The 24,433-nt window shown below is 58.3% G+C and carries 21 protein-coding genes; 5 read left to right on the top strand and 16 right to left on the bottom strand.

The window, feature by feature from the left end:
- Nucleotides 1-766 precede the first annotated feature (766 nt).
- On the top strand, nucleotides 767-2,710 hold the full coding sequence (locus tag ACVWZU_RS04460; RefSeq protein ID WP_457443622.1) for a primary-amine oxidase: 1,944 nt from the start codon (nucleotides 767-769) through the stop codon (nucleotides 2,708-2,710).
- A 181-nt stretch (nucleotides 2,711-2,891) separates the two neighbouring features.
- On the opposite strand, the gene ACVWZU_RS04465 is transcribed toward ACVWZU_RS04460, so the two are convergent.
- Together ACVWZU_RS04465 and ACVWZU_RS04470 are read right to left on the bottom strand one after the other, a co-directional pair.
- Complete coding sequence (locus ACVWZU_RS04465; RefSeq protein ID WP_414329773.1) at nucleotides 2,892-3,149, bottom strand: DUF3146 family protein; 258 nt, start codon at nucleotides 3,147-3,149, stop codon at nucleotides 2,892-2,894.
- A gap of 233 nt (nucleotides 3,150-3,382) precedes the next feature.
- The gene (locus ACVWZU_RS04470; RefSeq protein WP_049749658.1) at nucleotides 3,383-3,724 is read right to left on the bottom strand and encodes a DUF3155 domain-containing protein; all 342 of its coding nucleotides are present in this window, start codon (nucleotides 3,722-3,724) and stop codon (nucleotides 3,383-3,385) included.
- A gap of 818 nt (nucleotides 3,725-4,542) precedes the next feature.
- Between ACVWZU_RS04470 and ACVWZU_RS04475 the strand changes: the two genes are divergently transcribed.
- On the top strand, nucleotides 4,543-5,034 hold the full coding sequence (locus ACVWZU_RS04475) for a DUF4168 domain-containing protein (RefSeq protein WP_414522018.1): 492 nt from the start codon (nucleotides 4,543-4,545) through the stop codon (nucleotides 5,032-5,034).
- On the opposite strand, the gene ACVWZU_RS04480 is transcribed toward ACVWZU_RS04475, so the two are convergent.
- Nucleotides 5,024-6,886, bottom strand: coding sequence for a response regulator (locus ACVWZU_RS04480; protein ID WP_457443624.1), 1,863 nt, complete (start codon nucleotides 6,884-6,886; stop codon nucleotides 5,024-5,026). The two genes, ACVWZU_RS04475 and ACVWZU_RS04480, sit on opposite strands and share 11 nt — an antisense overlap.
- Nucleotides 6,887-7,133: 247 nt before the next feature.
- Between ACVWZU_RS04480 and ACVWZU_RS04485 the strand changes: the two genes are divergently transcribed.
- The gene (locus ACVWZU_RS04485) at nucleotides 7,134-8,606 is read left to right on the top strand and encodes an NAD(P)/FAD-dependent oxidoreductase (RefSeq protein ID WP_457443575.1); all 1,473 of its coding nucleotides are present in this window, start codon (nucleotides 7,134-7,136) and stop codon (nucleotides 8,604-8,606) included.
- Here ACVWZU_RS04485 and lpxB read toward each other — a convergent pair.
- From lpxB to ACVWZU_RS04510, 5 genes are all read right to left on the bottom strand, one after another.
- The gene (lpxB, locus tag ACVWZU_RS04490) at nucleotides 8,603-9,811 is read right to left on the bottom strand and encodes a lipid-A-disaccharide synthase (protein WP_414413696.1); all 1,209 of its coding nucleotides are present in this window, start codon (nucleotides 9,809-9,811) and stop codon (nucleotides 8,603-8,605) included. The two genes, ACVWZU_RS04485 and lpxB, sit on opposite strands and share 4 nt — an antisense overlap.
- Nucleotides 9,812-9,837: 26 nt before the next feature.
- Entirely contained in the window at nucleotides 9,838-10,815 is a 978-nt protein-coding gene (gene lpxA / locus ACVWZU_RS04495) for an acyl-ACP--UDP-N-acetylglucosamine O-acyltransferase (protein WP_414382304.1), read from the bottom strand.
- Between the two features lie 259 nt (nucleotides 10,816-11,074).
- Complete coding sequence (gene fabZ / locus ACVWZU_RS04500; protein ID WP_011434327.1) at nucleotides 11,075-11,575, bottom strand: 3-hydroxyacyl-ACP dehydratase FabZ; 501 nt, start codon at nucleotides 11,573-11,575, stop codon at nucleotides 11,075-11,077.
- 213 nt (nucleotides 11,576-11,788) lie between these two features.
- A complete protein-coding gene (gene lpxC / locus ACVWZU_RS04505) occupies nucleotides 11,789-12,643 on the bottom strand; it encodes a UDP-3-O-acyl-N-acetylglucosamine deacetylase (RefSeq protein ID WP_457393864.1) in 855 nt (284 codons plus the stop codon).
- A gap of 14 nt (nucleotides 12,644-12,657) precedes the next feature.
- On the bottom strand, nucleotides 12,658-13,245 hold the full coding sequence (locus ACVWZU_RS04510; RefSeq protein ID WP_414329482.1) for a hypothetical protein: 588 nt from the start codon (nucleotides 13,243-13,245) through the stop codon (nucleotides 12,658-12,660).
- Nucleotides 13,246-13,312: 67 nt separating this feature from the next.
- Between ACVWZU_RS04510 and ACVWZU_RS04515 the strand changes: the two genes are divergently transcribed.
- Entirely contained in the window at nucleotides 13,313-14,143 is an 831-nt protein-coding gene (locus tag ACVWZU_RS04515) for an RNA methyltransferase (RefSeq protein WP_414349957.1), read from the top strand.
- A 140-nt stretch (nucleotides 14,144-14,283) separates the two neighbouring features.
- Here the strand turns inward: ACVWZU_RS04515 and ACVWZU_RS04520 are convergent, their stop codons facing one another.
- The 3 genes from ACVWZU_RS04520 to pstS all read right to left on the bottom strand — a co-directional run bounded on the left by ACVWZU_RS04520 (nucleotide 14,284) and on the right by pstS (nucleotide 18,735).
- Nucleotides 14,284-15,243 carry a DnaJ C-terminal domain-containing protein gene (locus ACVWZU_RS04520; RefSeq protein WP_457443578.1) on the bottom strand — a complete coding sequence of 320 codons (960 nt, stop codon included), beginning with the start codon at nucleotides 15,241-15,243 and terminating at the stop codon, nucleotides 14,284-14,286.
- A 208-nt stretch (nucleotides 15,244-15,451) separates the two neighbouring features.
- Nucleotides 15,452-17,344 (bottom strand): molecular chaperone DnaK, encoded by a 1,893-nt coding sequence (gene dnaK, locus ACVWZU_RS04525; RefSeq protein WP_457443580.1) that lies wholly within the window; start codon nucleotides 17,342-17,344, stop codon nucleotides 15,452-15,454.
- A 290-nt stretch (nucleotides 17,345-17,634) separates the two neighbouring features.
- Nucleotides 17,635-18,735 (bottom strand): phosphate ABC transporter substrate-binding protein PstS, encoded by a 1,101-nt coding sequence (gene pstS / locus ACVWZU_RS04530; protein WP_457443582.1) that lies wholly within the window; start codon nucleotides 18,733-18,735, stop codon nucleotides 17,635-17,637.
- Between the two features lie 448 nt (nucleotides 18,736-19,183).
- Between pstS and speA the strand changes: the two genes are divergently transcribed.
- Entirely contained in the window at nucleotides 19,184-21,106 is a 1,923-nt protein-coding gene (speA, locus tag ACVWZU_RS04535) for a biosynthetic arginine decarboxylase (RefSeq protein WP_457443584.1), read from the top strand.
- Between the two features lie 113 nt (nucleotides 21,107-21,219).
- On the opposite strand, the gene ACVWZU_RS04540 is transcribed toward speA, so the two are convergent.
- The 5 genes from ACVWZU_RS04540 to ACVWZU_RS04560 all read right to left on the bottom strand — a co-directional run bounded on the left by ACVWZU_RS04540 (nucleotide 21,220) and on the right by ACVWZU_RS04560 (nucleotide 24,380).
- The gene (locus tag ACVWZU_RS04540; RefSeq protein ID WP_414329398.1) at nucleotides 21,220-21,459 is read right to left on the bottom strand and encodes a hypothetical protein; all 240 of its coding nucleotides are present in this window, start codon (nucleotides 21,457-21,459) and stop codon (nucleotides 21,220-21,222) included.
- A 1-nt stretch (nucleotide 21,460) separates the two neighbouring features.
- A complete protein-coding gene (locus tag ACVWZU_RS04545; RefSeq protein ID WP_414522357.1) occupies nucleotides 21,461-21,835 on the bottom strand; it encodes a hypothetical protein in 375 nt (124 codons plus the stop codon).
- A 91-nt stretch (nucleotides 21,836-21,926) separates the two neighbouring features.
- Nucleotides 21,927-22,172 carry a GlsB/YeaQ/YmgE family stress response membrane protein gene (locus ACVWZU_RS04550; protein WP_414522358.1) on the bottom strand — a complete coding sequence of 82 codons (246 nt, stop codon included), beginning with the start codon at nucleotides 22,170-22,172 and terminating at the stop codon, nucleotides 21,927-21,929.
- A gap of 528 nt (nucleotides 22,173-22,700) precedes the next feature.
- Entirely contained in the window at nucleotides 22,701-24,005 is a 1,305-nt protein-coding gene (locus ACVWZU_RS04555) for a metallophosphoesterase family protein (protein WP_414417917.1), read from the bottom strand.
- 123 nt (nucleotides 24,006-24,128) lie between these two features.
- Entirely contained in the window at nucleotides 24,129-24,380 is a 252-nt protein-coding gene (locus ACVWZU_RS04560; RefSeq protein ID WP_011434316.1) for an RNA recognition motif domain-containing protein, read from the bottom strand.
- Nucleotides 24,381-24,433: the final 53 nt, after the last annotated feature.

Raw genomic sequence — 24,433 nt, forward strand, 5'->3', positions numbered from 1 at the left:
CTGATGCGACCGGGGAACTCTGGGCCGGGCTTGTGGGAAGGGGGGGTGCCTCTGCTATAGTGATGGTCGGTTGCGTTTCGGATCCCAAGCAGTGGGATCCCCCTGGCAGGTAGGGTCGGGGCAGGTTTCGAGACATTTTTGCGTTTTCGGGAGAGGTCGACGTTGGGTTGTGCCTTCTCGGTGTGAGCTTGCCCTTAGCCTGCGTGAAGCGTTTCTTCTTTTTTATGCTTTCCTGTGCAACGTTAAGCCTGACGTTTAATCACAGAAAACTTCTCCTGCTCTCGAGTTTGGGTTTATCTGTAGTAAGACCTGTATTCAGATTTTCCCGATGGGTTGACGGTTTCCTGTTCGCCCTGGCGCGGCTTCTCAAGGTGCCGTTGCCCTCTTCATTTGGTTAGCGGACGGGGAAACAGAAGATTGCTAGATCTGGACAATTAGCAGGGCCGAGGTTGTCTTCACTTCCTTGGGCTTTGGCTTAAGTTTTCCTTTCCCCGGGTATCTCTTGCAAAGTTGCCCGATGTTGGCGATGGCAACAGGATAGTCTGTTTAGCCTGCTGTTAGGTTTTCTGGATTCTCTGAGTTGGGTTGATGGGCTGGCCCGCGGCATGGCGAGCGAAGGGATCCCTTTGACCTTTCTCAGCAGACTTCTCCCTATTTTTTCCTAGCTCAACTCAATCATTTTCCAACTGAAGAATTCAAGGTTATTGCTGTGGTTTGTGAAGTTTCTCCCAGTTTGGATCGACATAGCCAGTCGAGTGAATCTGCTTTGCTTGGCCAGGCTTCATTGCCCCAAGGCCACCCCTTGGATCCCCTTAGTGCTGAGGAGATGCGGCAAGTGGTGCAGATCCTGCGCCGGCAACGGCCCCTCAGTTCTCAGGGGCGCTTTGTAACCATCCAGCTACAAGAGCCGGAGCGGCCTTGGATGGAAGCGTGGCAGCCGGGGCAGCCGTGGGATCGGCAGGCTTTCGTGGTGCTGTTGGATCCGGCCAGTGGCAACACCTACGAAGCCGTGGTCTCTCTGTCAACACAGCAGGTGCGCTCTTGGCAGCTCGTTCCGGGCGTGCAGCCCCCTCTGCTCGACGATGAGGTGTACGCCTGCGACCGCCTGCTCAAGGAGGATCCCCAATTTTTGGCGGCTCTGCAGCGGCGGGGGATTGCCGATGTGGATTTGGTGATGGTGGACTACTGGACGGTGGGCTACTTCGGGATCCCGGAAGAAGAAGGGCGGCGGCTGGTGCGAGGCTTTTGTTTCCTACGTACTTCCCCTTGCGACAACGGCTATGCCCGCCCCATCGAGGGGCTCTACCCCTGGATTGACCTCAACCGCATGCAAGTTGTCAAGGTGGAGGATCGGGGTCTGTGGCCCTTGCCGCCGGAGTCCGGTAACTTCGACGAGCTGTTTTTCAAAGATTTTCGCCAAGACTTGAAGCCACTAGAAATCACTCAGCCCCAAGGGGTGAGCTTCCAGGTGGACGGCCACCACATCCGCTGGCAGAAGTGGGATCTGCGCATCAGCTTTAACCCGCGAGAGGGGCTCGTCCTCCACCAGGTGAGCTACGAGGATCAAGGCCGCCTTCGCCCCATTCTCTACCGCGCCTCGGTAGCCGAGATGGTGGTGCCCTACGGGGATCCGCGAGATCCCCACTGTCGCAAAAATGCCTTTGATGTGGGGGAATACGGCATTGGCATGCAGGCCAATTCCCTGCAGCTGGGCTGCGACTGCTTGGGAGAGATCTACTACTTCGATGCCTGGTTGCCCACCAACAGCGGCGAGCCCATGCTTTTGAAAAATGCCGTCTGTATGCACGAGGAGGACTTTGGGGTGCTCTGGAAGCACACCGACTGGCGCACGGAACGGGCGCAGGTGCGGCGCTCGCGGCGGTTGGTGCTTTCCTTTTTCACCACCATTGGCAACTACGACTACGGCTTTTTCTGGTACTTCTACCAGGATGGCACGCTGGAGTTTGAAGCCAAGCTCACCGGCATCATCAACACTTGCGCCACGTTGCCGGGGGAAGAGCCGGAGTTTGGCGTCTTGGTGGCACCCCAATTGTCTGGCCTCAACCACCAGCACTTTTTCACTGTCCGCCTCGATATGGCGGTGGATGGGCCGTGCAACTCCCTCTATGAAGTGCATGCAGAACCTCTGCCTCTGGGGCCGGATAACCCTCACGGCAACGCCTTTCGCGCCCGCTCCACCCTGCTCAAAACCGAGCAGGAGGCTAAGCAAACGGTGGATCCCTTGCGGGGCCGCTATTGGAAGATTGTCAACCCCAATCGCCACAACCGCCTGGGACAGCCGGTGGCCTACAAACTGATGCCGGGGGAAAACGTCCAGCTTTTGGCCCACCCCAACTCTTGGCTGCACCGACGGGCGGGCTATCTGGCCCACCACCTCTGGGCCACGCCCTACCATCCCGGCGAGAAGTTCCCAGCAGGGGACTACCCCAACCAACACCCCGGTGGCGAAGGGCTGGTGAAATGGACGCAAGCGAACCGATCCCTGGAAAACACCCGTCTGGTGCTCTGGTATAGCTTTGGCTGCAATCACTTCCCCCGCACCGAAGACTGGCCGGTGATGCCGGTTAGCTACATCGGCTTTATGCTCAAGCCCCTGGGCTTCTTTGAGTGCAACCCAGCTCTGGATGTGCCTCCTCCCCCGCCGAAGACCAAAGGCTGCTGCAGCTTTATTGACTACCCCCCTGCCTAGAGGGCGAGGATTCTTTCAAGTGCGAACAGCTTGGGCGCGACAGGAGTGAGAGGGGAGGCACTCTTCGCCCACGGGGCTTGAGACCTGGTTTCTGGGTCACCGTAGCAGGTGCCTTCCATTGCTCAGCCCCGGTCTTTGGTGCTGGGCAAAAGCTCTGCTCAGATCTGCTCAGATTGAGAGTTCACAAGCTGCTGCGAATCACAAACGAGTAGTTGCTGCCCGGTTCCAGCAGATAGTCGGATTTTTCCAGAAAGCGGCTCAAGGGCTCGCAAATCAAAGCTCGCCCCACAGAAGGCTCCACTCTGAGTTCCCCGGCCCGAAAGCGCCAGCAAAAGCGCCAAACCCAACCATTGGCATTGACTTCCCCCTCAATGGCACCCTCTTGCCAAGAGCGGCGGGTAATTTGGATGTGGGCAGTGGTCTGAGGCAGTCGGCTCATCCGGCATCTCCCGACGGGATCCCTTGTAGGGTAGCGCGTGGCTCCCTCGCTGCCGCCAGCAGATCCAGCATGGGGAGTGAGGTATCAGAAGCTCAACCCATTGAGTGAAAGGGATCCCCTAAATAGGGTCAGTTCTTTTGATTTTCTTGATTTTCTGAGAGCGGCTGCAACAAACCCCCCAGGGTAGGGGGGCTGTTTCCTGGGCTCCTGCTGTAGGAAAAGCTGGCCAGAAGCTAGCGAGCGGCAGTTGCAAGGGTCTTCGAGGATTTTTTCTCTGGCTTTTCAGCCGCAACCTCTGCTAACAAAGCTCGCAGGCTGGGAAAAAGGAAGTGGTTCTCCTCGACATATTGCGCGCCGAACAACCCCTTCTCCGCCCAGAAAAACCGATCAACTGTATGTTCATTTCGTCGCACCAAAATAAGTGCGGGGGGCTGAATAGACTTTTCCTGAATATATTTTCGAGCAGCGGTTACAGACTTCTCTTCACCACTGTCCAAATTAAATTGAGGAATGTGATCTAAAATTTTGCGCCCTTCCAGACGACGGCGACTCTTACGCTTTCTTCTCCTAACCAATGTAAGCCTCCTGTAGAAGGATGACCGAACAACCGCAACCGCAAAGAATATATCAGCGCTGCTTAAGAAAAGCAATAACTTTTACCCATTTTTGTTATCATCTTTTACAAAGGCAATAAAGACAGCAGTCGCCCTCAAAGCCCTTGAAGGGTTACTTATGGACGCGCCCAAAAAAATCTAATCGGGAACCTTTCTCCGAACAAAAAATCCTCCAACAATCGCCTGCAAAGAGAGCTGGCGATTGGGCGTTTGCTAGGTTGACTGCTGATATTGATAGGGGATCCACGGGCTCTGACACCTGCGAAGAAAGTCAGATGCCGATGTGGGAGATCCGCATCAAATCTGGCCCCTAGCCTAACATTAACAAAAACGATACTCAACAGAACATATACCTAAGCTCAGCTTCAAGACAACCCCCTTTGGGCTGAAGTGCTAAGTCAATTGCCAATGCTGCAAGTCTGGAGCTGCTCAACCGAGGAGAGAAAGGGGCACTCCGGTGCCGGGCTACCGTTGAACAGCGCATGTAAGACTGTACAACCAACTTCTTGTTTCTACAAGAGATCCACTGCAGATCCCCAGCATGTCCACACAGCCCTTTCGCGAGTTCATCCTGGGAGCCCTGGAGTGAGGAGTTCTGGTACCGTAGGGATTGGATGGATCCCGCCTCAGGTGCTGGCAAGCTGGAATGAGCTTGATGGGCTGCCAGGACTGCGTTGAACCGATTAGACGGAATTCAGGCATCTTGCTAGTCTGGCTTCAGGTTTGGCTGCACCTCAAGGGCTTAGGTCTATCTTGTCTGGGTTTGGGGAGTTTTGGGCATGATGAAATTCGCGTTGCTGATGGGTCTGGGACTCAGCTTGGGATCCCTGCCGGCTTGGGCACAGGGAGCAACCCCGTCGCCCGGCCCTGCTGCAACTGCTTCTCCGACTTCGGGGGGGGCTCCGGCCACAGCAACTCCCAGCCCTGTGGCATCTCCAACTCTGACCCCAGAGCAAGTCACCGATGCCCAGGTGGAACAGTTGGTGCGGATTCTGTTGGAGTTGGATCCCCTGATTCGGGAAGCGAGCGCCCAACTGCGGGAAACCCAGAACGAGGAGGAGTACGAGCAAATTATGCAGCGCACAGAAACCCAAGCCAGCCGCATTGTCGAGGAGCAAGGGCTGACAGTGCTTCAATACCGCGAATTGATGACCTTGGCGAACGAAAATCCTGTTCTCAACCAGCGGGTTCGGGCCCGCTTGCAAGAAGTTTTGCAGGAAGGGGAAGCTTCCAACTCTCCAAAGCCGGCCACCCCGACGCCTACACCCTAGGCTGAGCTGGCTTGCCTTGGCCAAAGACAGGGAGAACCCGAGGCAGCCGCAAGGTAAAGCAGGTGTGGTTGGCCTCGCTGTTGAGGTGAATGCTTCCTTGCAACAGGCTTACCCGCTGCCGCACAAGGGCCAACCCCAACCCTGTCCCCCCTTGCCGCCAGGGATCCGCGCTGGGCACCCGATAGAACTTCTCAAATACCCGCTTTTGCTCTTCCAGGGGAATGGTTACGCCGGTGTTGAGGACTTGGATGTCCAGGTGGTCGGAATGGCAGGTGGCCTGAAGGCTGATCAGGTGCCCAGCAGGGGTGAATTTACATGCATTTTTCAGCAATTCCGCCAGCACCGACTTTAGCACTCCCGGCAGGGTAAAAATGGCAGGCAGTCCTGGAGGGATCCCAAGGCTGAAGCGCTGATGGCGGCTATGGGCCTCCTGAGCAAAGGGCTCCGCGATCTGGGGCAACCACTCTTGCAGCTCCAACCAGCAGGGCCGCTGTGAACCGTTCGCGTTAGCGGGACGGAGTCCCTTGAGCACCTCTAACTGCTGCAGTTCCAGCAGATCCTCGACCAGTCTGATCTCCCGCTCACATTCGTTGTCCAACACCTTCAAGTACTGAGAGATTTTGGCCGGATCCGGGGATCTGGGAGCGCCCTGGGCAGGCAGCAGGACGGAGCTGAGCAGGCGGATGGCCATTTTCATGTTGGAAAGAGGGGTGCGCAGCTCGTGGGACACCGTGCTAAGGAAGTCATTTTTCAGGCGATCCAGCCGCTGCAATTCCTGTACTTGGCGATCCAGTTGGGCGGTGCGGGCCTGTACCTTTTCTTCCAGGGTGCGGTTCAGCTCCTGAACCTGTTGGAGCAATTCCGCCTGCCGAATGGCGATGGAGAGGTGATCGGCCAGGGCCAAGATCAGATCCTGATTGGTGGCCAGCCAACCGGGACGTGCTGTTTTCAGTTGTAGGCACAGGCTGCCCCAAAGGGTGGGGTGGGTCGGGCCAGATTCGGGGTTTTCGCCACCGTAGAGCGGTACCAGCAGCCAACTGCCAGGATAGGCTTTGGCCATGGCAGAGATGTAGACCCAGTCTTTGGCTTGGTCGGCTGCCTCCAGCAACATCACTTTCCCCTGCTTCAGTTGCTGGGCAATGGGGCTTTCGGAATCGGGAATGAGACAGCCCAGGTAGCCATCCTGTTGAGTGCTGTACTCGGAGACAATACGCCAATGCTGTTGCTGAGGCTGATAGATGCTGATGCTTACCCGATCCGCCTCTAGCAAATGGCCTATCTCGCGGGTGACGGCAGCAAGGATTTGATCCAACTGCAAAGAAGTGGGAATGGCTCGGACGATGCGGTTCAGGGCTTGCTCGCGGGCCGCCTGTTGGCGTAGGTTCAACAAGTTCTGGCGGGCCTTGATCAGGTGTTGGATGCGCTGACGCATTATCGGCCAGTGAATGGGCTTGGTCATGTAGTCGCTGGCTCCGGCAGCAAAGGCTTTGTCTACGGAAGCTTGATCCTCGAGCGAGGTAATCATCAAGCAGGGCAGATTCGCATCCAAAGCCCGCAGGCGGCGACAACACTCGAACCCATCCGTGCCGGGCATGAGGGCGTCCAGCAGGGCAATTTGAGGCTGAGTTTGACCGAAGAGCAGCAAGGCTTGGTCGCCGTCTTCAGCCTCTGCCACTTGATAGCCTTCATGAACCAACAGGTGGGTCAAGTACCCGCGTATGCATGGGTCGTCATCGGCCAACAGTACTGTCGGCGAAGCATTTGTCAGCAGATGTCCAGGATTGGGGATGGGGGGAGATTGCACAAAATTCACTCCACAGAGTCGGCCATTCGCGACGGCGGTGCGAAGCACCAAGGCTTTCTTTGCACACAAAAGGGATCTCTAATCTGTCTCCAGCTTAATCTTTCGCGTTAGCGGTGCGGTTCCCGACGGGGTGCCGTAGGCATAGCACTTTCGCGCCCAGGCCGGGGATCCCTTGAACAGACCTATTTCCGTTAGGATTGACGAGGTGGTGTGAGAAGTTGCCATGACTGTTTCTGAGAACATTTCTGAGGAAATGACCCCACTACCAGATGGTACCTCAAGGCAGCTATCCAGAGTGCAGTCCACAGTGGTGATCGGGGCGGGGCCAGCTGGATTGAGTGCCGCCTACGAGCTGAACAAGCAGGGCTACCCGGTAACGGTTTTGGAAGCGGATCCGGTGCAGGTAGGGGGGCTATCCTGCACTGTAACCTACCAAGGCTATCGCTTTGATATCGGTGGACACCGCTTTTTCTCCAAGTCGGCGGAAATTGAGGCTCTGTGGACGGAGATTTTGGGCTCGGAAATGCAGGTTTGTCGGCGGCTTTCCCGCATTTTTTATCGAGGTGTTTTCTTCGACTATCCGATTCGACCTGCGGATGTCTTTGCCAAACTGGGGCCAGGGTTTACCACCCTCTGTCTGCTCAGTTACCTAAAGGCGCGCCTCTTTCCCAGGCCCAATCCTGTATCTTTTGAAGATTGGGTCATTAACCAATTTGGGGAACGGCTGTATCGCACTTTTTTTAAGACCTACACCGAGAAAGTGTGGGGGATCCCTTGTCACGAGATCAGCGCCGACTGGGCAGCCCAGCGGATCAAGGGTCTGTCGATGGCTTCTTTGATCCGTAAAACCTTTTTCCCCAACCGAGAGGGGGTGATCAAAACCCTGATCGATCGCTTTCGCTATCCTCGCCTAGGGCCAGGCCAGATGTGGGAGCGCGTTCAAACCTTGCTGGCAGAAGCCGGGCAGCCGGTACAACTGGATCGCAAGGTTACGGCAATCCACTGGAACCGGGCCGGAGTTCAAGCTGTACAAGCCTGTTCTCAAGGGGGAGAGACCTTTTGGGTGACCGGCGAGCAGTTCATTTCCACCATGCCGCTGCGCTCTCTGGTGCGGGCTTTGGTACCTGCAGCACCGGAGCCGGTGCGAGAGGCTGCCGAACAACTGCGGTATCGGGATTTTTTGACGGTGGCTTTGCTGGTGGATGAGCCCAACCTATTTCCAGATCACTGGATCTATATTCACGATCCCTCGGTGCGGGTGGGGCGTATCCAAAACTTCAAGAATTGGAGCGCGGACATGGTTCCGGATCCCTCGGTCACCTGCTTGGGTTTGGAGTATTTTTGCTCAGCGACGGATCCCTTTTGGGGACAAACCGATGAGGATTTGATGGCCTTGGCAACGCTGGAATTGCAGCGGTTGGGCCTGCTGGGGAAGGCAAAGGTTTTGGGCGGCACAGTCATTCGCGCCCCGAAAGCCTACCCGGTTTACAATCACGGCTATCAAGCTCACATCCAGACCATTCGAACCTTTTTGGAAGAAGCACTGCCCAATTTGCAGGTGGCAGGCCGCAACGGCATGCACCGCTACAATAACCAGGATCACGCCATGATGACGGGCCTTTTGGCCGCTCGCAACATTGTGGCGGGGGAACGGCGCTACGATGGGTGGCGGGTCAACCAAGATGCTGAGTATCTGGAAGAGGAGGATTCGACAGCGGCCTTGGCGGGAGGACGGGCCGTGCCCCAGGTGCTGGGTCGCCGGAGTTAGCGGCGGAAGGGATCCTGCTTCGATCCAGCTTCGCCATCCAACACCTCTAGGATGGCCTTGGCAGCGCGAGCCAGAACGCCGGGTTCTCCCAGGGCCGCCCGCATCGCGACGTAGTCGGCTTGCAGTTGGGCTTGGCGTTCGGGCCGAGTTAGCAACTCCAGTGCCAGTTGGGCGATCTTCTCCGGCTGGGCCTGCTCCTGCAGCAACTCCGGCACAATGGGGCGCATCTGCACGAGGTTGGGCGGAGACATGAAGGGCACCGACACCCTCAGCCAATGGCGGGCGATCCAGAAGGTGATGGGGTTGAGGCGATAGATCACCACCTGGGGGATCCCCAAGATGGCCGTCTCCAAGTTCACCGTGCCCGACTTGGCCAACACCAAATCAGCCGCTGCCAAGGCGAGGTGATGAGCTTTGTGGGGGGAGAAGAAGGGCAGAGCTTGGGGATCCAAAAGGGTGAGGTTGAGCCCAAGGCGGCGGGCAGCCCGCGCAATCGGGGCAGCAAAACGGGGCGAGGCCAGGGGCACCCAAAACTGTGCCTGAGGCAGGTGAGCTTGCAACAACTGAGCCGCCTTGAGCAAGACAGGCAGAACCGAGCGCAGCTCTTGCCGACGCGAAGCCGGCACCACCACCACCACCGTGGCTTCGGCAGGGATCCCCAACTGGGCTCTGGCGGCAGCACGGCTGGGCACAGCGGCCAAAATATCCAACAGGGGATGGCCCACATACTGGACATGGGCTCCTGCCGCCGCGTAGTAGCGAGCTTCCTCAGGGAAAATCGCCAACATCAGCCGCATCTGCTGGGCCAGTTGGTAGGTGAGGCGGGCATCCTGCGACCACACCCACTCTTGGGGGGCAATGTAATAGACGGCAGGGATCTGCCGCCGTTGCAGCAGACGGGCAATGCGGCTGTTGACGCCGATGTAGTCCACCAGCACGGCCACATCTGGCGGGTCTTGGGCTAAAAAGCGGCGAATCTTCCACTCCGTCCAGAGGGCGGGGCCGACAAAGGGAAGAGCCTCTAAAATGCCAACAGAGCTGATCTCGGTGGTGCGGTGCAATAAACGGGCCCCGGCAGCAGCCATGCGCTCCCCTCCCACGGCGGTGATGCGCAGCTGAGGGCGTTGGCGCAGCAATTCTTCGATCAGATGGCCGGCCTGCAGATCCCCTGAGACCTCGCCCGTGCAGATGAACAGGTGGCTCACTAGAGCTACGCTCCCGACCCCAATCTTTAGTCATCCAGCTCTGAAGTGCTCTGCACCGGCGGATCTTCCCCCCTCCCGCGCAGGGCCGGCAGAGGGCCACGTCGTTGGGGCTGGGAGAGGGAGTCTTCCAAAAATTGCAGCAGATGTTGCAGGGATCCCGTCTCGTCCACCCACTCTTTCCCCTGTAGGGAAAGGACATGGCGCTCTCCCTCCGCACCGCTGTTACAAACGACACACAGGCTGCTGCGCAGCGTTTGCAGCGCTTTTTCCAAAGGCAACCCTGAGCGGTACAAAAATCGGTAGACCTGCCGCAGCAAGGGCAGGGATCCCTCCATCCCTTGGGCTCGCCGCAGCCCCACCAAGTTCAGACCGCGGATGCGAGCCGGATGTCCTTCCACCAACATGTAGGGGGGAACGTCGCGGTCAACCCGGCTCATCGCCCCCACCATGGCCAAGCGCCCAATGCGGGTGAACTGGTGGATCCCGACCATGCCGCCAATGCGGGCTTGAGACTCGATGTGGATATGGCCGGCCAAGGAAACAGCATTGGTAATCACCACCTGATTTTCGATGACGCAGTTGTGGGCGACATGGGTGTAGGCCATCAGCAGGTTGTAATCTCCAATCAGGGTGGCTTCCCCTTCATTGGTAGCCCGGTTGATGGTGACGAACTCGCGGATGCGATTGCCTCTGCCGATTACCACTTGAGAGGGGGCGCCGCTGTACTTCAGATCCTGAGGCTCGGTGCCCACAACTGCTCCCGGAAAAATGTGGTTGCCCTCGCCGATTTCCGTCCAGCCATCGATCACCACATGGGCCCCCACCACCGTATGGGCAGCAATGCGAACATGCTCGCCGATCACCGCATAGGGGCCAACCTGCACCGTTTCGTGCAGCTCAGCTTTCGGATGGATCACCGCAGTGGGATGAATCCGCTCCCGTGAGCGGTGCGGCGCACTTGCAGAGATGTTGGGAGTGGATCCCGCTGAAGCGAACGAACTCATTTCCGACCTAGCCAGCAACTGTGGTTACGCTCCCAACCCCGCGAAGGATCACCAAGGCTTGACTCCGGGGGAGATCAACCTTAGAGCTACGCTCCGCCATCGTGACCAATAGGCTGCCACCCCAACGCAGCAATATGTCTACCGTATCCCGACAGAAAGGCGCAAGCAGTCCCCGAGCCATCTCCCTATGCCAACACTTTATCTCAATTGGTGAGAAGACCCACAGCAGAGCGCCTCCTGGATGGCCGCTGTTGGCCCATCAATCCACCAGGGAGAACATCAGCTCCCCCTCGGTTACCAGTTGCCCTCCCACCTGAGCGCGGCAGAACATCTTGCCAATGCGCCTCTGGCGAATGGTGAGCAAATCGGCGGAGAGCAGCAGCTGATCCCCCGGCAGCACCGGGCGGCGAAAGCGAACGCCATCGATCCCGGCAAACAGGGCCAAACGCCCGGCCACGTCCGGCAACTTGGTCAACACGATCCCCCCTATCTGGGCCATGGCCTCGACGATTAGGACGCCGGGCATGATGGGTCGGTTGGGGAAATGCCCCTGAAAAAAGGGCTCGTTGAAGGTGACGTTTTTCAGGCCCACCGCCCGTTGCCCCGGTTGATACTCCACAACCCGATCCACCAGCAAAAAAGGATAGCGATGGGGCAAGATCTCCAAAATCTGCTCCGTTGTGAAGACAGGGGGAGCAGTTGCCAATTGAGCGGCTGCTTCAGCCGAGAGAAGGGGAGGAGGAGAGACATCAGAGGACATGGTGAACCCACAGAGGCAGAGGACAAAACCAAATCCCGGACGGGGAGGACGGCAGGCCAGAACTCAGCCAAAAGAGCACCCAGGGAGCTGCGGAAAGGAGGGGAATGAAGCGGATCCCACCCTGGGGATCCCCTTGAAGACAAGTGCTCGGCACCGCTCTCGCAACTGAGGATGGCAGGGTTGTTGCTACGCAACCGGATCCCTTGCTCCCCCTCACTCTTCATGGATCAGCAGGGATCCACTCTTGAGCAACTGCTCGGCCAAACGGTGGTGCAGGGCATGGCCCGCCTTGTAGGCCACAATGTGCCCCTGCAGTCGGCAGCCCAGGAGGCTGAGATCTCCTAGTAAATCTATCAGCTTATGGCGCACCGGCTCATCTGGGTAGCGCAATGGCCCCAACCACTCGGTTTGGCTACAGACAATGGCATTTTCCAGGCTGCCCCCCTGGATTAGCCCCCGTTCCCGGGCCAGCTCCACATCCTGCTGGCGGGCGAAGGTGCGGGCCGGCGCAATGGACTGGACAAAATCCGGCCTGTTCTCCCTCCAGCTCAGCCACTGTTCTCCAATCGGGCAATCGGCAAAATCGATGCCATAGGTAAAGCGGGCTGTAGGATGGGGGAGGGCGCTGACAAAGGCTTCCCCCGCCCAGACAGTGACCGGTTCTTGGATCACCCCCAGCAGGGCTGGCTGATCTTGGGCCTGGATCCCGGCCTGGGCAATGGCCTCTACAAAGGGCAGGGCAGAGCCATCCAGAATCGGCAGCTCCGGCCCCTCCACCTCGATGCGGCAGTTGTCAATGCCCAGGATGTAAAGGGCGGCCAGCAGGTGTTCCACCGTCTGCACTTGAACAGAGGGGGATCCCTGCTGCAACAGGGTGCAGAGATGGGCAGGGGCCAGGGATCCCAACCGAGCCGGGATCTCAGGGGATCCCGGTTGATCCACCCGCACAAAAACCCGACCGCTGCCGGCAGGAGCTGGATGCAGACTGCAGCGAATCGGCAGGCCGGTGTGCAGGCCAACGCCTTCTAGGGCAATAGAGCTGGCTAAGGTGTGTTGCCGGCCTCTCATCGTGCTCCGCAGCGCTAGTGCAAACGCTCTTGGCCCTGGTCGAAAACGCGGTAATACAGCTCCCGATAGCCCACGCGCAGGTTGCTGCTGGCATCTGCCAACTTGGCTTTGTGGCTGCGGGTGCCGTAGGCGCTGAACACCTCGTAGGTATCTCCCTCAAAGAAAAAGGAAGAGACATCGGACACCTCTTCGCCCCCCAGCAACTGCCAGCGCCCCTGGCGAAACTGCAGCCGGTAGTGGGCTTTATCCAAGCTGCCGGAAGGACGGTCGATAATGGCGTCGATGCTGCCCTCGTAGAACGGCTCGGCACCACCATTGGGGATGGATATGTCCACAGGCCACACGTCCACAGCGATATCTCGGTAGCGGCAGTTGGGCCGGTTGCACAGGCGAATCGAGCGCATGACCTCGGCAATGGCTTCCAGCCGCTGCCGCGCCTCGGCCAGAGAAAACCGCTCTGAGTCGCTATCGCGAACGAGCTGGGGCGATACCTGAGCCGGCCCTGCCAGCGATGAAGGGGCAGCCAGCGCCGGGGATCCCCAGCAGCATCCCACCAACACCAGACAAATCAAGCTCAGCCAACAACGGTATGCGGATCCCATGGATGCAATCTATGACAAAATCAAGCTCCTCTTCTCTACTCTAGGCACTCTGGGGGATCCCAACCTGATGCCGATATTACCCCACTCTGGCCCTGAACAACTGGCGCAGGTACGGCTTGTATTGGTGCAGCCGGCTGGGCCGCGCAACCTCGGCGCCATTGCCCGCGTGATGAAAAACATGGGCTTCAGGCAGTGGGTGCTGGTGGATCCCCAATGCGATCCCCTCGATATGGAAGCGATCACCACAGCCGTGCATGGGGCAGACCTGCTCCATCAAGCCCGGAAGGTGCAAACTTTGCCCGAAGCCCTGCAAGGGTGTGTGCAGGTTTTCGGGACAACGGGGCGCAGCCAAACCTACCCACCCGAATGGCAAATTCAGTCCCCCCGCCAAGCCTTTCCCGCTCTGCTGGCCGCCGGCCCTGCCGCCCTCGTGTTTGGCCCCGAAGATCGCGGCTTGAGCAACGAGGAGCTGGCCCTTTGCCATCGCCAGATCCAGATCCCCACCGATGCGACCTATCCCTCTTTAAACTTGGCCCAAGCCGTGGCCATTTGTTGCTATGAGCTGTACACCCTCGTCTGCCAGAGCCCTTCCCCTGCTCCTCCTATGCCCTCGCCTCAAAGGCTTGCCCCCTTCGAGCTGCTGGAGGGATTTTTCGACCACTTAGAAGCGCTGTTGCTGCAAATTGGCTACCTGCACCCCCACACAGCCCGCCGCAAAATGCTCAAGTTTCGCGCCCTGTTCCAGCGAGCCGGCCTGACCGTAGCCGAGGTGGCCTTGTTGCGCGGGATCCTGCGGCAACTGCAATGGAGCCAGGGATGCTCTCGTCAGGAACCTCTGGAAGCAAATGCAGCTCCCGTCCCGCCGACGCAACCAGATTCCAGCAGGACCCCATCTTGACCCCAAGGCTGGGCCTCCAGCCCCGCCCTACCGCTACCGGAAGCAAGCTAGAAGGGCGGCTTCCTGCTTTCAGGCGGCGCGGAGCGCTTGTCAAGAATCTTGAGGCTTTGGCCGTGGGAGAATATCGGAGAATATCAATGCTAGAGCTTAAGGGTGGCGCGGGGATCGTAGGATTGAACCCGCTGCAGCCTTTCGTAAAGTTCTCGCTCTTCTTCGGAGATCTGGGTGGGCAAATGGATCTGCACCACCACGTAAAAATCCCCCCGTTCTCCGTTGCCTTTGGGAAATCCCCTTTCCGCCAGCCGCAACTTTCGCCCCGGCTGCATGCCAGGTGGGATCCGCAGCTTCACCACCCCATCCAAGGTGGGCACCTCCACCTGGGCGCCCAAAACCGCTTCGCTGGGGCTGATGGGCAGATCGCAGTAAACGTCGAATCCCTCTAGGCGATAGAAGGGGTGGTCTTTCAGCTCAATTTTAAGGTACAGATCACCGGCACCGCCGTTGGGGTTGGGGTGGCCTTGGCCGCGCAGGCGAATCCGCTTCCCTGGCGTAATTCCCGGCGGGATGTTTACCTCGAGCACGCGATCCCCGCCCACCCGCAGGCGACGCTTGCCCCCTTCAAAAGCTTCTGGAATGCTGATCTGGATGGTGGCCTCAGCATCGTAACTGGTGTTGCCAGTGGATCCCGAAAATCCGCTGCTGCGGTCTGTGGTTTGGCTGCGCACCCGGCCCAGCAGTTGATCGATGAAGTCTTGAAAATCATCAAATTGGCTGAAATCGACGCCACTCCCCCCAAATCCGCTCCCCCCAAAGTCTTGGCTGAAGGGGCTGCTGCTGTAGGTGTAGGCATCGCGGCTGGAGCGAAACCCGCCCTGCTGATAGTATTGGCCAAATTGGTCGTATTGCCTGCGCTTGCTGGGATCCGAGAGAACTTCGTAGGCTTCGTTGATGTCTTTGAACTTCTCTTCGGCAGTTTTGTCATTTGGGTTGACATCTGGGTGATACTTGCGGGCTAGGCGCCGATAGGCTTGTTTCACCTCATCGGCAGTGGCCGTTTTGCTGACCCCCAAAATCTTGTAGTAGTCCTTAAAGTTTTGCATGGAGGCGTCCGCAGGCAAATCGCTGAGAGTGGGCAGAAAACCACGAGGCTAGGCGTCCCCGACAAGGGCTCCTTCCCTCCGACCTACTGAAGAAAATGAGGAGGCGGGCTAGACGCCATCGCCCATCCCGTCCCTCCTCATTATCGGCGCTACAAGTAAGGGCGGGATCCGCCCTGGGCCCGCGGCCCACGGAGGGATCCCTGAGCAGTCACTTGCTCTCGGTGAAGTCGGCATCGATCACATCATCGCTGCCGCCGGAGGTTTTCCCGGAGCCGGGAGTGGGGCCAGAGGAGGCCCCCGGCTGTTGATACAGCTCGCTGCTCATGGCGTAGAGAGCCTCTTGCAGCTCCCGCTCTTTGCTCTGGATGGCGCTGTCGTCCTCCCGCTGGATGGCCTCCCGCAGTTCTCGCACCAGAGTCTCGATTTGGCTGCGTTTGCTGGACGGGATCTTGTCGCCCAACTCCTTCAACTGCCGCTCGGCTTGGTAGGCCAGCGAGTCGGCCTTGTTGCGGCGCTCGATTTTCTCCCGGCGGGCCCGGTCTTCGGCAGCGTATTTTTCTGCCTCAGCAATCATGCGCTCCACCTCTTTGCTATCCAAAGTAGAGGCGCCGGTGATGGAGATGCTCTGCTCTTTGCCGCTGCCTTTGTCTTTGGCCGTCACCTTCAGGATGCCGTTGGCGTCGATGTCGAAGGTGACCTCGATCTGCGGCACACCGCGAGGGGCCGGCGGGATCCCGTCCAGCTTGAAGCGGCCCAGAGATTTGTTGTCGCGGGCCAGCTCTCGCTCCCCTTGCACCACGTGGATTTCCACGGAGGTCTGCCCATCTTCGGCAGTGGAGAAGATCTCCGACTTGCGGGTGGGGATGGTGGTGTTGCGCGGGATCAGCTTGGTGGCCACGCCGCCCAGGGTTTCCACCCCCAAGGACAAGGGGGTGACATCCAGCAGCAGCACGTCTTTGACTTCGCCCGCCAGCACACCCGCTTGGATGGCCGCCCCAACCGCCACCACCTCATCGGGGTTGACACTTTGGTTGGGTTCTTTGCCCAGCAGCTCCCTCACCAGCCGCTGCACCGCCGGAATGCGGGTGGATCCCCCCACCAGCACCACTTCGTTGATGTCGGCCTTGGTGAGCTTGGCATCCCGCAGGGCTTGTTCCACCGGCCCCTTGCAGCGCTCCAGCAGGTCGGCACAGAGGTGTTCAAATTGAGCGCGGGAGAGCTTCAGCTCCAGGTGTTTGGGCCCATCGGCAGTGGCAGTGATGAAGGGCAGGTTGATGGTGGTTTCGGAAACGCTGGACAGCTCGATCTTGGCTTTTTCCGCAGCTTCCGTTAGCCGTTGCAGCGCCTGCCGGTCTTGCCGCAGGTCGATCCCTTCCATTTGCTTAAACTGCTCGGCCATCCAATCGACGATCTTCTTGTCGAAGTCATCGCCGCCCAACTGCGTATCGCCGCTGGTGGATTTCACCTCGAAAACGCCATCCCCCACTTCCAAGATGGACACATCGAAAGTGCCACCGCCCAGGTCGAAGACGAGGATGGTCTCGTTGTTGCGCTTGTCCAAGCCGTAGGCCAAAGAGGCTGCTGTCGGCTCGTTGATGATGCGCAGCACTTCCAAACCGGCAATGCGGCCCGCATCTTTGGTGGCCTGCCGCTGCGAGTCATTAAAGTAAGCAGGAACCGTGATCACCGCTTGGGTGACCGGCTGGCCCAGGTAGCGGCTGGCATCATCCGCTAGCTTGCGCAGCACCATGGCCGAAATCTCTTCCGGCGCAAATTCCTTGTTCAGGCGGGGTGCGTACAGTTTGACATTGCCCCGCTCGTCCCGCCGCACCTGGTAGGAGACCCGCTTGGAATCGGCATTCAGCTCATCGTACCTACGACCGATGAACCGCTTAACGGAGTAGAACGTGTTTTCCGGGTTGAGCACCGCTTGGCGGCGGGCCATTTGGCCCACCAGGCGCTCTCCATCTTTGGTGAAGGCGACCACCGAGGGTGTGGTGCGAGTACCCTCAGCATTGGCGATGACGGTGGGGACACCCCCCTCCATTACGGCGACAACCGAGTTGGTTGTGCCCAGGTCAATTCCTACAACTTTTCCCATCGGCTCCTTATTCTCCTCTTCTTGAGTACATTGCTTCGGTTACCGCCGCCAGCCTGTGTGAAGTAGCTTGGGCAGCCAATCTGTGAAAATCCGGCAGATGCTTGGTCACTTCCTGGGTCGATCCTAACCAGCTGGTTGGCGAGGCCAGGGCGAGAATGCCGCCCATTTCTCGGGGCTGAAGGGCAGACCGGTTACGGATCTCCGTACCTGCAGCAGCCTTGCTTTCGGTGCCGCTTGGGGTATGGCCTGGGTTGGCAGCTATTGGCAACTCTTGGGGGACTGCTGCCAGGCTAGCTCTGGATAAGCTGCAGCGCCTCCAGGCCGCGGTTCACAACGGTTGCGGCCAGGGGCAGGTAGCCCATCTCCTCGGCCAGGGCTTGTCCTTCGGTAAGGGCCCAGCGGAGCACAGCTTGCAGGGCGGCGGCCATGGCGGGATCCGAGTACCGGCGGTAGGTCAGGATCCAGGTGTAGGTGACGATGGGATACGCTCCAGAGCCGGCAGGATCCGGCACAAAAGCCCGCAGGTTTTCCGGCAGCTCAATTTCGCTCAAGGCCAGGGCCGAGGCTTCCGGGGAGGGGAGAATGAACTCGCCGCGGCGGTTCTCCAGAGCTGCCACCGACAGATCCAGCTCGCGGGCATAGACCGACTCCACGTAGCCGATCACCCCTTCGCTGAGAAGCATTTGGGCGCTCATGCCCTCGTTGCCTTTCACCCCAATGCCCACCGGCCACTCCAGCGACATGCCAGCACCGACTTCCGAGGCCCAAGCCGGATCGATGGCCGCCAGGTGGCGGGTAAAGGTATCGGTGGTGCCGCTGCCATCGGAGCGGTAGCAGACGGTGATGGGCAGATCGGGAATGGTTAGCTCCGGGTTCAGGGCCAGGATCTCCGGATCCCGCCACTGGTCGATTTGGCCGCGAAAGATCTTCACCAAAACGGGTCGAGACAGCTTGAGTCCAGAAGGGATCCCCGGCAGGTTGTAGCCTACGGCAATGCTGCCTGCGGTCATCGGGATCATGACCACACCCCGCTTCACCTCGGCGATCTCGGCATCGGTCATGGCCACATCACTGGCGGCAAAGTCCACTGTCTGGTCAATAAATTGCCGGATCCCAGCGGCGCTGCCCACCGGTTGGAAATTGATCTCCACCTTGGGATCCACCTGGCGGTAATCGGAAAACCAGCGCAAGTAAAGAGGAGCCGGAAAGGTGGACCCGGCCCCGTTGATCAGCAAAACTTTGTCGGAGGACTGGCTGCCGGAGGCAGGAACGGGATCCCTGCCGCTGGGTTGGTCAGAACGGGATCCCCTTTGGCAGGCGCTCAAGGTAGCGCCGGTGGCCAATAAAGAAAGCAACACTTCTCGGCGACGGAAGCGGGGCAGTTGAGCCATGGTTCAGGTTCTCCGAGGTCACCGCCCCGATCCTTGTCTTGCCTGCGGGGCCCTGTCAAGGGTTGCCGGCGAGAGCTCTTGGGATCCCCTACGTGGCCCACTTTCCCCAGGTGGCTGTCTTTTCCCTCTGCGCCATCCCCGTATTCCTCGCTACGCTTCCCAGCAAAACTCAGGATCCGACCCAAGCTCAGAAAGGAAAGACAGAAAACGGAGAATTCAAGAGAAAAATCAAGAAAAACAGTGAAAACAAGAGATTGAGCGAGCTGAGTTCTGCGGCAGTTGCACAGAGATCCTCAAGCCAAAGCCTTGTCTGGCAAGGCTTAGCGGTTTTTGGGCCTGAGTCCCCCCGCACCAGAAAAATCTTGACATATTCTGGAATATGGCAATATATTGTGGATTCTGTGCAGAAATCCTGCGCTGTTCACATCTCGGTATCTGGGGGACTACTATGCCGACTTTGACTCGTTCTCCCTGGACACTGCGAGACAGCGAAAAGCTCTATCGCATCTCAGGTTGGGGGGATCCCTACTTCCGTATCAACGCCGCCGGTCATGTGGAGGTGACCCCACAGGGCTTACAGCAGCAGGAACCGGGCATTGACCTGTACCACTTGGTGATGGATCTGGTGGCGCGGGGCCTGCAGTTGCCCCTCTTGATTCGCTTTCCCGAGATCGTGGCCGACCGCATGCGGCAAATTTGCGAGAGCTTTCAGCAGGCCATCCAGCGCTTTGGCTACCCCAACGTCTATCGGGGGGTTTACCCCGTTAAGGTGAACCAGCAGCGCCACCTGGTAGAAGAAGTGGTGAAACACGGTCGCGCCTACCACTTTGGCCTGGAGGCGGGATCCAAACCGGAGCTGTTGATTGCCCTGGCTCTGCTGGATACTCCTGGGGCTTTGTTGATCTGCAACGGCTACAAAGACCGGGATTTTATGGAGACGGCTCTCTTGGCCCAGCGGCTGGGGCGCACCCCGATCATCGTTTTGGAGCGGCTGCAAGAGCTGGAGCTGGTGCTGGAGGCTGCCGACCAACTGGGCATCGACCCCATCTTGGGGGTGCGGGCCAAACTCTCGGCCCAAGGGAGCGGGCGCTGGGGCACCTCGGCTGGGGATCGGGCTAAGTTCGGCCTCACGGCCACCGAGATTTTGCAAGTGGTGGAACGGCTGCGGGAAGCGGGCAAGCTGCATTGTCTACGCCTGTTGCACTACCACATCGGCTCCCAGATCTCGATGGTGAGCGTGCATGGACGGGCCGTGCGGGAGGCCAGCCAAATCTACATCGAGCTGGTCAAGCTGGGGGCCCCCATGGGCTACCTGGATATCGGCGGTGGCTTGGGGGTTGATTACGACGGATCCCAGTCCCCCAATCCTTTTTCCCAGAGCTACAGCATGGAGGACTACGCCGCCACCGTGGTGCAGACCGTGCTGACCGCCCTAGAACCCCACGGGATCCAGCCGCCGGTACTGGTGACCGAAAGCGGACGCGCCCTGATGTCCCACCAGTCGGTGCTGGTGTTTGACGTGCAAGATGTCAACGCTGCCAGCCCCTACCCGATGCCCACCCAGCTCACTTCCGATGCGGAGGTGATCCAGAAGCTAAACCAGCTTTACTACCAAATCCAGCCCGATACTCTGGTGGTCAACTATCGCCGTTGTCAGGAGCTGAAGGAGGCCGCCCTGCGCCAGTTCACTGAGGGATCCCTCAGCTTGCAGGAGCGAGCTGAAGTGGAGCGGCTGTTCTGGAACTGCTCCGACAAGATCTGCACCTTGGCCTACGAGCAGCACCAAGCAGGGCACCCCGTGGCAGTGGATCTCCTGGATCTGGACGAGATGCTGGCCAGCATCTACTACGGCAATTTCTCCCTGTTCCAATCCCTGCCGGATAGCTGGGCCATCGACCAGGTCTTCCCCATCATGCCCATCCACCGTCTGGATGAGGAGCCACGCCAATGGGCTACCCTGGCGGATCTGACCTGCGACAGCGACGGCAAGATCAACCGCTTCTTTGGCGAAGACGGGCAAATCACCTCGGTTTTGCCGCTGCATGATCCTGACGGGCATCCCTACCTACTGGGGGTGTTTCTGGGGGGTGCCTACCAGGAGATCCTAGGGGATCTGCACAACCTGTTTGGCGATACCAACGCGGTGCATATCCGCTCCCGCCCCGGCGGCTACCACGTTTCCCAAGTCATCAAGGGGGACACCATTGGCGAAGTGCTGAGCTGGGTGCAGTACAACAGCGAAGATCTGGTGGAGACCCTCCACCACGCCACCGAGACCGCCCTGCAGCGAGGGCAGATCACGCTGGATCAAGCCCGCGCCTTGCAGCAGCACTTTGAAGACAATCTGCGGGCCTACACCTACTTGCACTGAAGGTGGTGTTCCTCGAAAAAATCCCTAAAACCAAACAGGGATCCCGGCCTAAAACCGGGATCCTTTTTGCTTCCAGATCAAACCAAATCAAAACCAGATCAAAAATTTGTCGATCACAGACGCACCGGACTGTCCAAAGCCAAGTTAATCGTTTGGTTAGGGCGCAACACCACGACTTGAGGTGCCGTGATATTGCCCACCGCCACTCCGGCTCCAGCTCCGCCAATAACCCCTAAAGCAGAAACGCCTCCTGTGAGCAAGCCCAGCACCGTACCCCCCACAGCACCAATGGCTGCATCTTGAGCAATCGCTTCGGCAGAATAGTGGCGCGGGTCTTTCTCAGTGTGGATCAAATCAGTGGATCAAATCAGAAGACATCTGCACCGAGTAAAGTCGCCCATTGGCAATCAAAGCCGTGCCGAAGAACCTGGCCCCTCCCTGAGTCGGTTGCAAGCTGCCTCGCACCTCGCTGCCTGCTGGAATCGCCAATTGGCCGCTGCCGTTGTAGATGTCCTGGGCTACCCGCAGGGTAAGTGGGTGGGTGCTGTTGGGACTGAAGTACTGGGGCTCTTCTCCCTTGAAGCTCTGGACGGGAATGATGGTGCCCGGCTGCAGTTGGCGCACTCCCAAATCAAACAAGTGCTGGGCAGAAGCAGATGGCATTGTCAACAGACCCATGCTGGGGATGGCTAAGCCAATCATCGCTGCCGAAAGAACACGAATGCTCATAAAAATTCTCCTTCTCCAGTAAATGTTCAATCCAGTAAATGTTCAATCAAGATTGCAACGAAAACGCAAACTCTTGCGAGCAGTTTAAAGATCAAGCCCGACGAACGAAGCCAATTAACGCCAACAAAACCAAAGCCCCAACGGTAGCCATCAACAAACTTCCCAAAAGACCTGTAGCCGACAGGCCAAGCAAATCGAAGAGGAACCCGCCAAAAAATGCCCCGCAAACACCAACGATTATGTTGCCTATCAATCCAAATCCGTAACCGCGTCGAATATTCCCTGCCAGCCAACCCGCCAGGGCTCCGATCAAGAGAAACCAAAGGATACTGTCCATAGAACCTACTTCTCCATAGTATGCTGTTTCTACAGCATACCTATTGTTGTGAGAAAATAAATTCCCTGAGAACTAACCTTCTGTACACTTGGCACACTTGACGCCCACTTGACAAATTGGTAGCCTCTGCCGAGAACAGATCGTTATTTGTCTTTTAATATACAGACTCTATAGATTTAATAGACTGACTCTATAGAAAAGAAGATGGGAATTTCATGAATGCTAGAAAGGGATCCCCCGCTCGCTGCGACTTCACAGCCCCCAGGCCCTAAACAAAAAAAGACTGGCAGTGTGAGGTCTACCAGTCTGAGTCAGTTCCCTGTGAGTGAGCTGATGCCGTCGTTGCCAACGTCTTCAACCCGATTCCCAGTTTGTGTTGCTTTTTGCCATTTCGAAGTGATTTAGATCACTTGAAGCTTGAGGAGCCCGCAGCCTTGGCAAGCACTCCTGTCCTGATTTCTTCCACAGGGATCCCCCATCCCCACCCCTATGAACCCTGAGGCGACAAAGAGAGCATCTCAAAACCAATCAAAACAAAGGCAACTGCTCCTCTTCCACTGGGGCAAGGCTTGAAGATCCCAGCTCCTCCCAGTTGGGGGCCCAGTCTTGTAAAGGATCCACATATTCCTCCAACAACTGACGGGCCGCGGCCAGCAAATCGTTGTGCAAGGGGGCCAGATCGCTGCGGTCGGCCAGATACTGCTCCAGAGCCGTCAGGGGCTCAAGTCGGCTGGGATCCCATCCCGGCAGACGGATGCGGCTGGGGCTGACCACTTCTGGGGCGATGGTGTAGCTAAAAGCAGGGGCAAGAGCGTTGTGCAGAGCCCGCTCATCAATGCACTCTAGCTGGTCGGGCCGTATGCGGTAGATCAACCGCAGGATGGAGCCGGCCACGGGGGCCTTGGCGATGGCGGCCAGCAGCTTGGACTGCGCCTGCTGGGGTGGATCTGCGCTCAGATCCAGGCGAATGGTGTGAAAGGTACGGGTTGGCAGGGGCAAAAATTCATAGCTGGCCCCCGTAGGGGTGACTTCCACCAGCACACAGCCTTTTTCCTCTTTTTCTTCGCCAAAATCCACCCGCTCAATGCTGCCGGGATAGAGCATCAAGGGATCCCGACACAGCACCTGGTGACGGTGTACATGCCCCAAGGCAACATATTGATAGGCAGGCCGAGCCAGCAGCGAAAGGGGCACCGTAAATCCTCTGCCCACCGAAAGATGGCGTTCTGCTCCGTAGCGGGCTGTCTCCACCATGACGTGAGCCAACAAAATCGCCGGGATCCCTGGCTGCAGGGTGCGGATCTCCCCTTCTAGGGCTAGGCGGAGGCGCTGCAGGAGCTGATGCGCGAGGATTTCCCCTTCAAGCGCCAAGCTTTCCTGTTGGGCGAGTAGAGCAGAGCGACTCAGCCAAGGTAAAGTGGTCACCTGCACCGGGCCACCGCGAGTTTCGATCCGATGAGTTTCCAGTCTGTCCCCCACAATAAAGCCTGAGACCCCCAAAGCGCGGTAGATAGCCAGGCTGTTGCCTCCCTGTCCCTGCCCGTACTGATCGTGGTTGCCCACCAACAGGACGGTTGGGATCCCTGCATCGGCCAGGCGGCGAAACTGTTGGGCAAAAAGCTCTTGATGGAGAGGGGGGGGTGTCGCATCGGGGAAAGCATCGCCCCCAAACAACACCAGATCCACCGCTTGGTTGAGAGCATGGTCAATGCACAAGCGCAAAGAAGCTACAAAATCTTCCAAACGGGTATTCAGGCCGGTAGCTGGGTTAATGTGGCCGTAGGCAAGACCACTGCCCAGATGAATGTCGGAAAGATGTAGCAACCTTACCATCTTGGGCGCTCTTGGAGACTTTGCAGCTCTCCCATCTGTTGGGATAAACCTTGCCGTTCGCGTTAGCGGGACGGAGTCCTTTGGTTGTCCAGAATGGCAAACCCAGGGTTGAACAATCTTTGCTTAGGCTTGGCGGCGGGGCCTGGCTCGATCCAAACGCAGAGGCCGGCCCATGAATTCCTGCCCGTTCGCGCTCTCGATGGCTTCGTCCTCCTCAGCTTCGGTTGCCAGATCCACAAACGCGAAGCCTCGTGTCTGACCTGTCTCTCGGTCTATCGGGATTGTAACCGACTTAACGTTCCACCTCTGCTGGAAGAAAGCTTTCAGTTCTTCTGTTGAGGCTTTATAGTTTAGGTTCCCCACAAAAATGGTCATGGCAATTCAAGCAAAGTAAGTTACCAATCAGCAAGGGTGGCAACAAAGCTCCA

Source organism: Thermostichus sp. MS-CIW-26 (assembly GCF_054059115.1).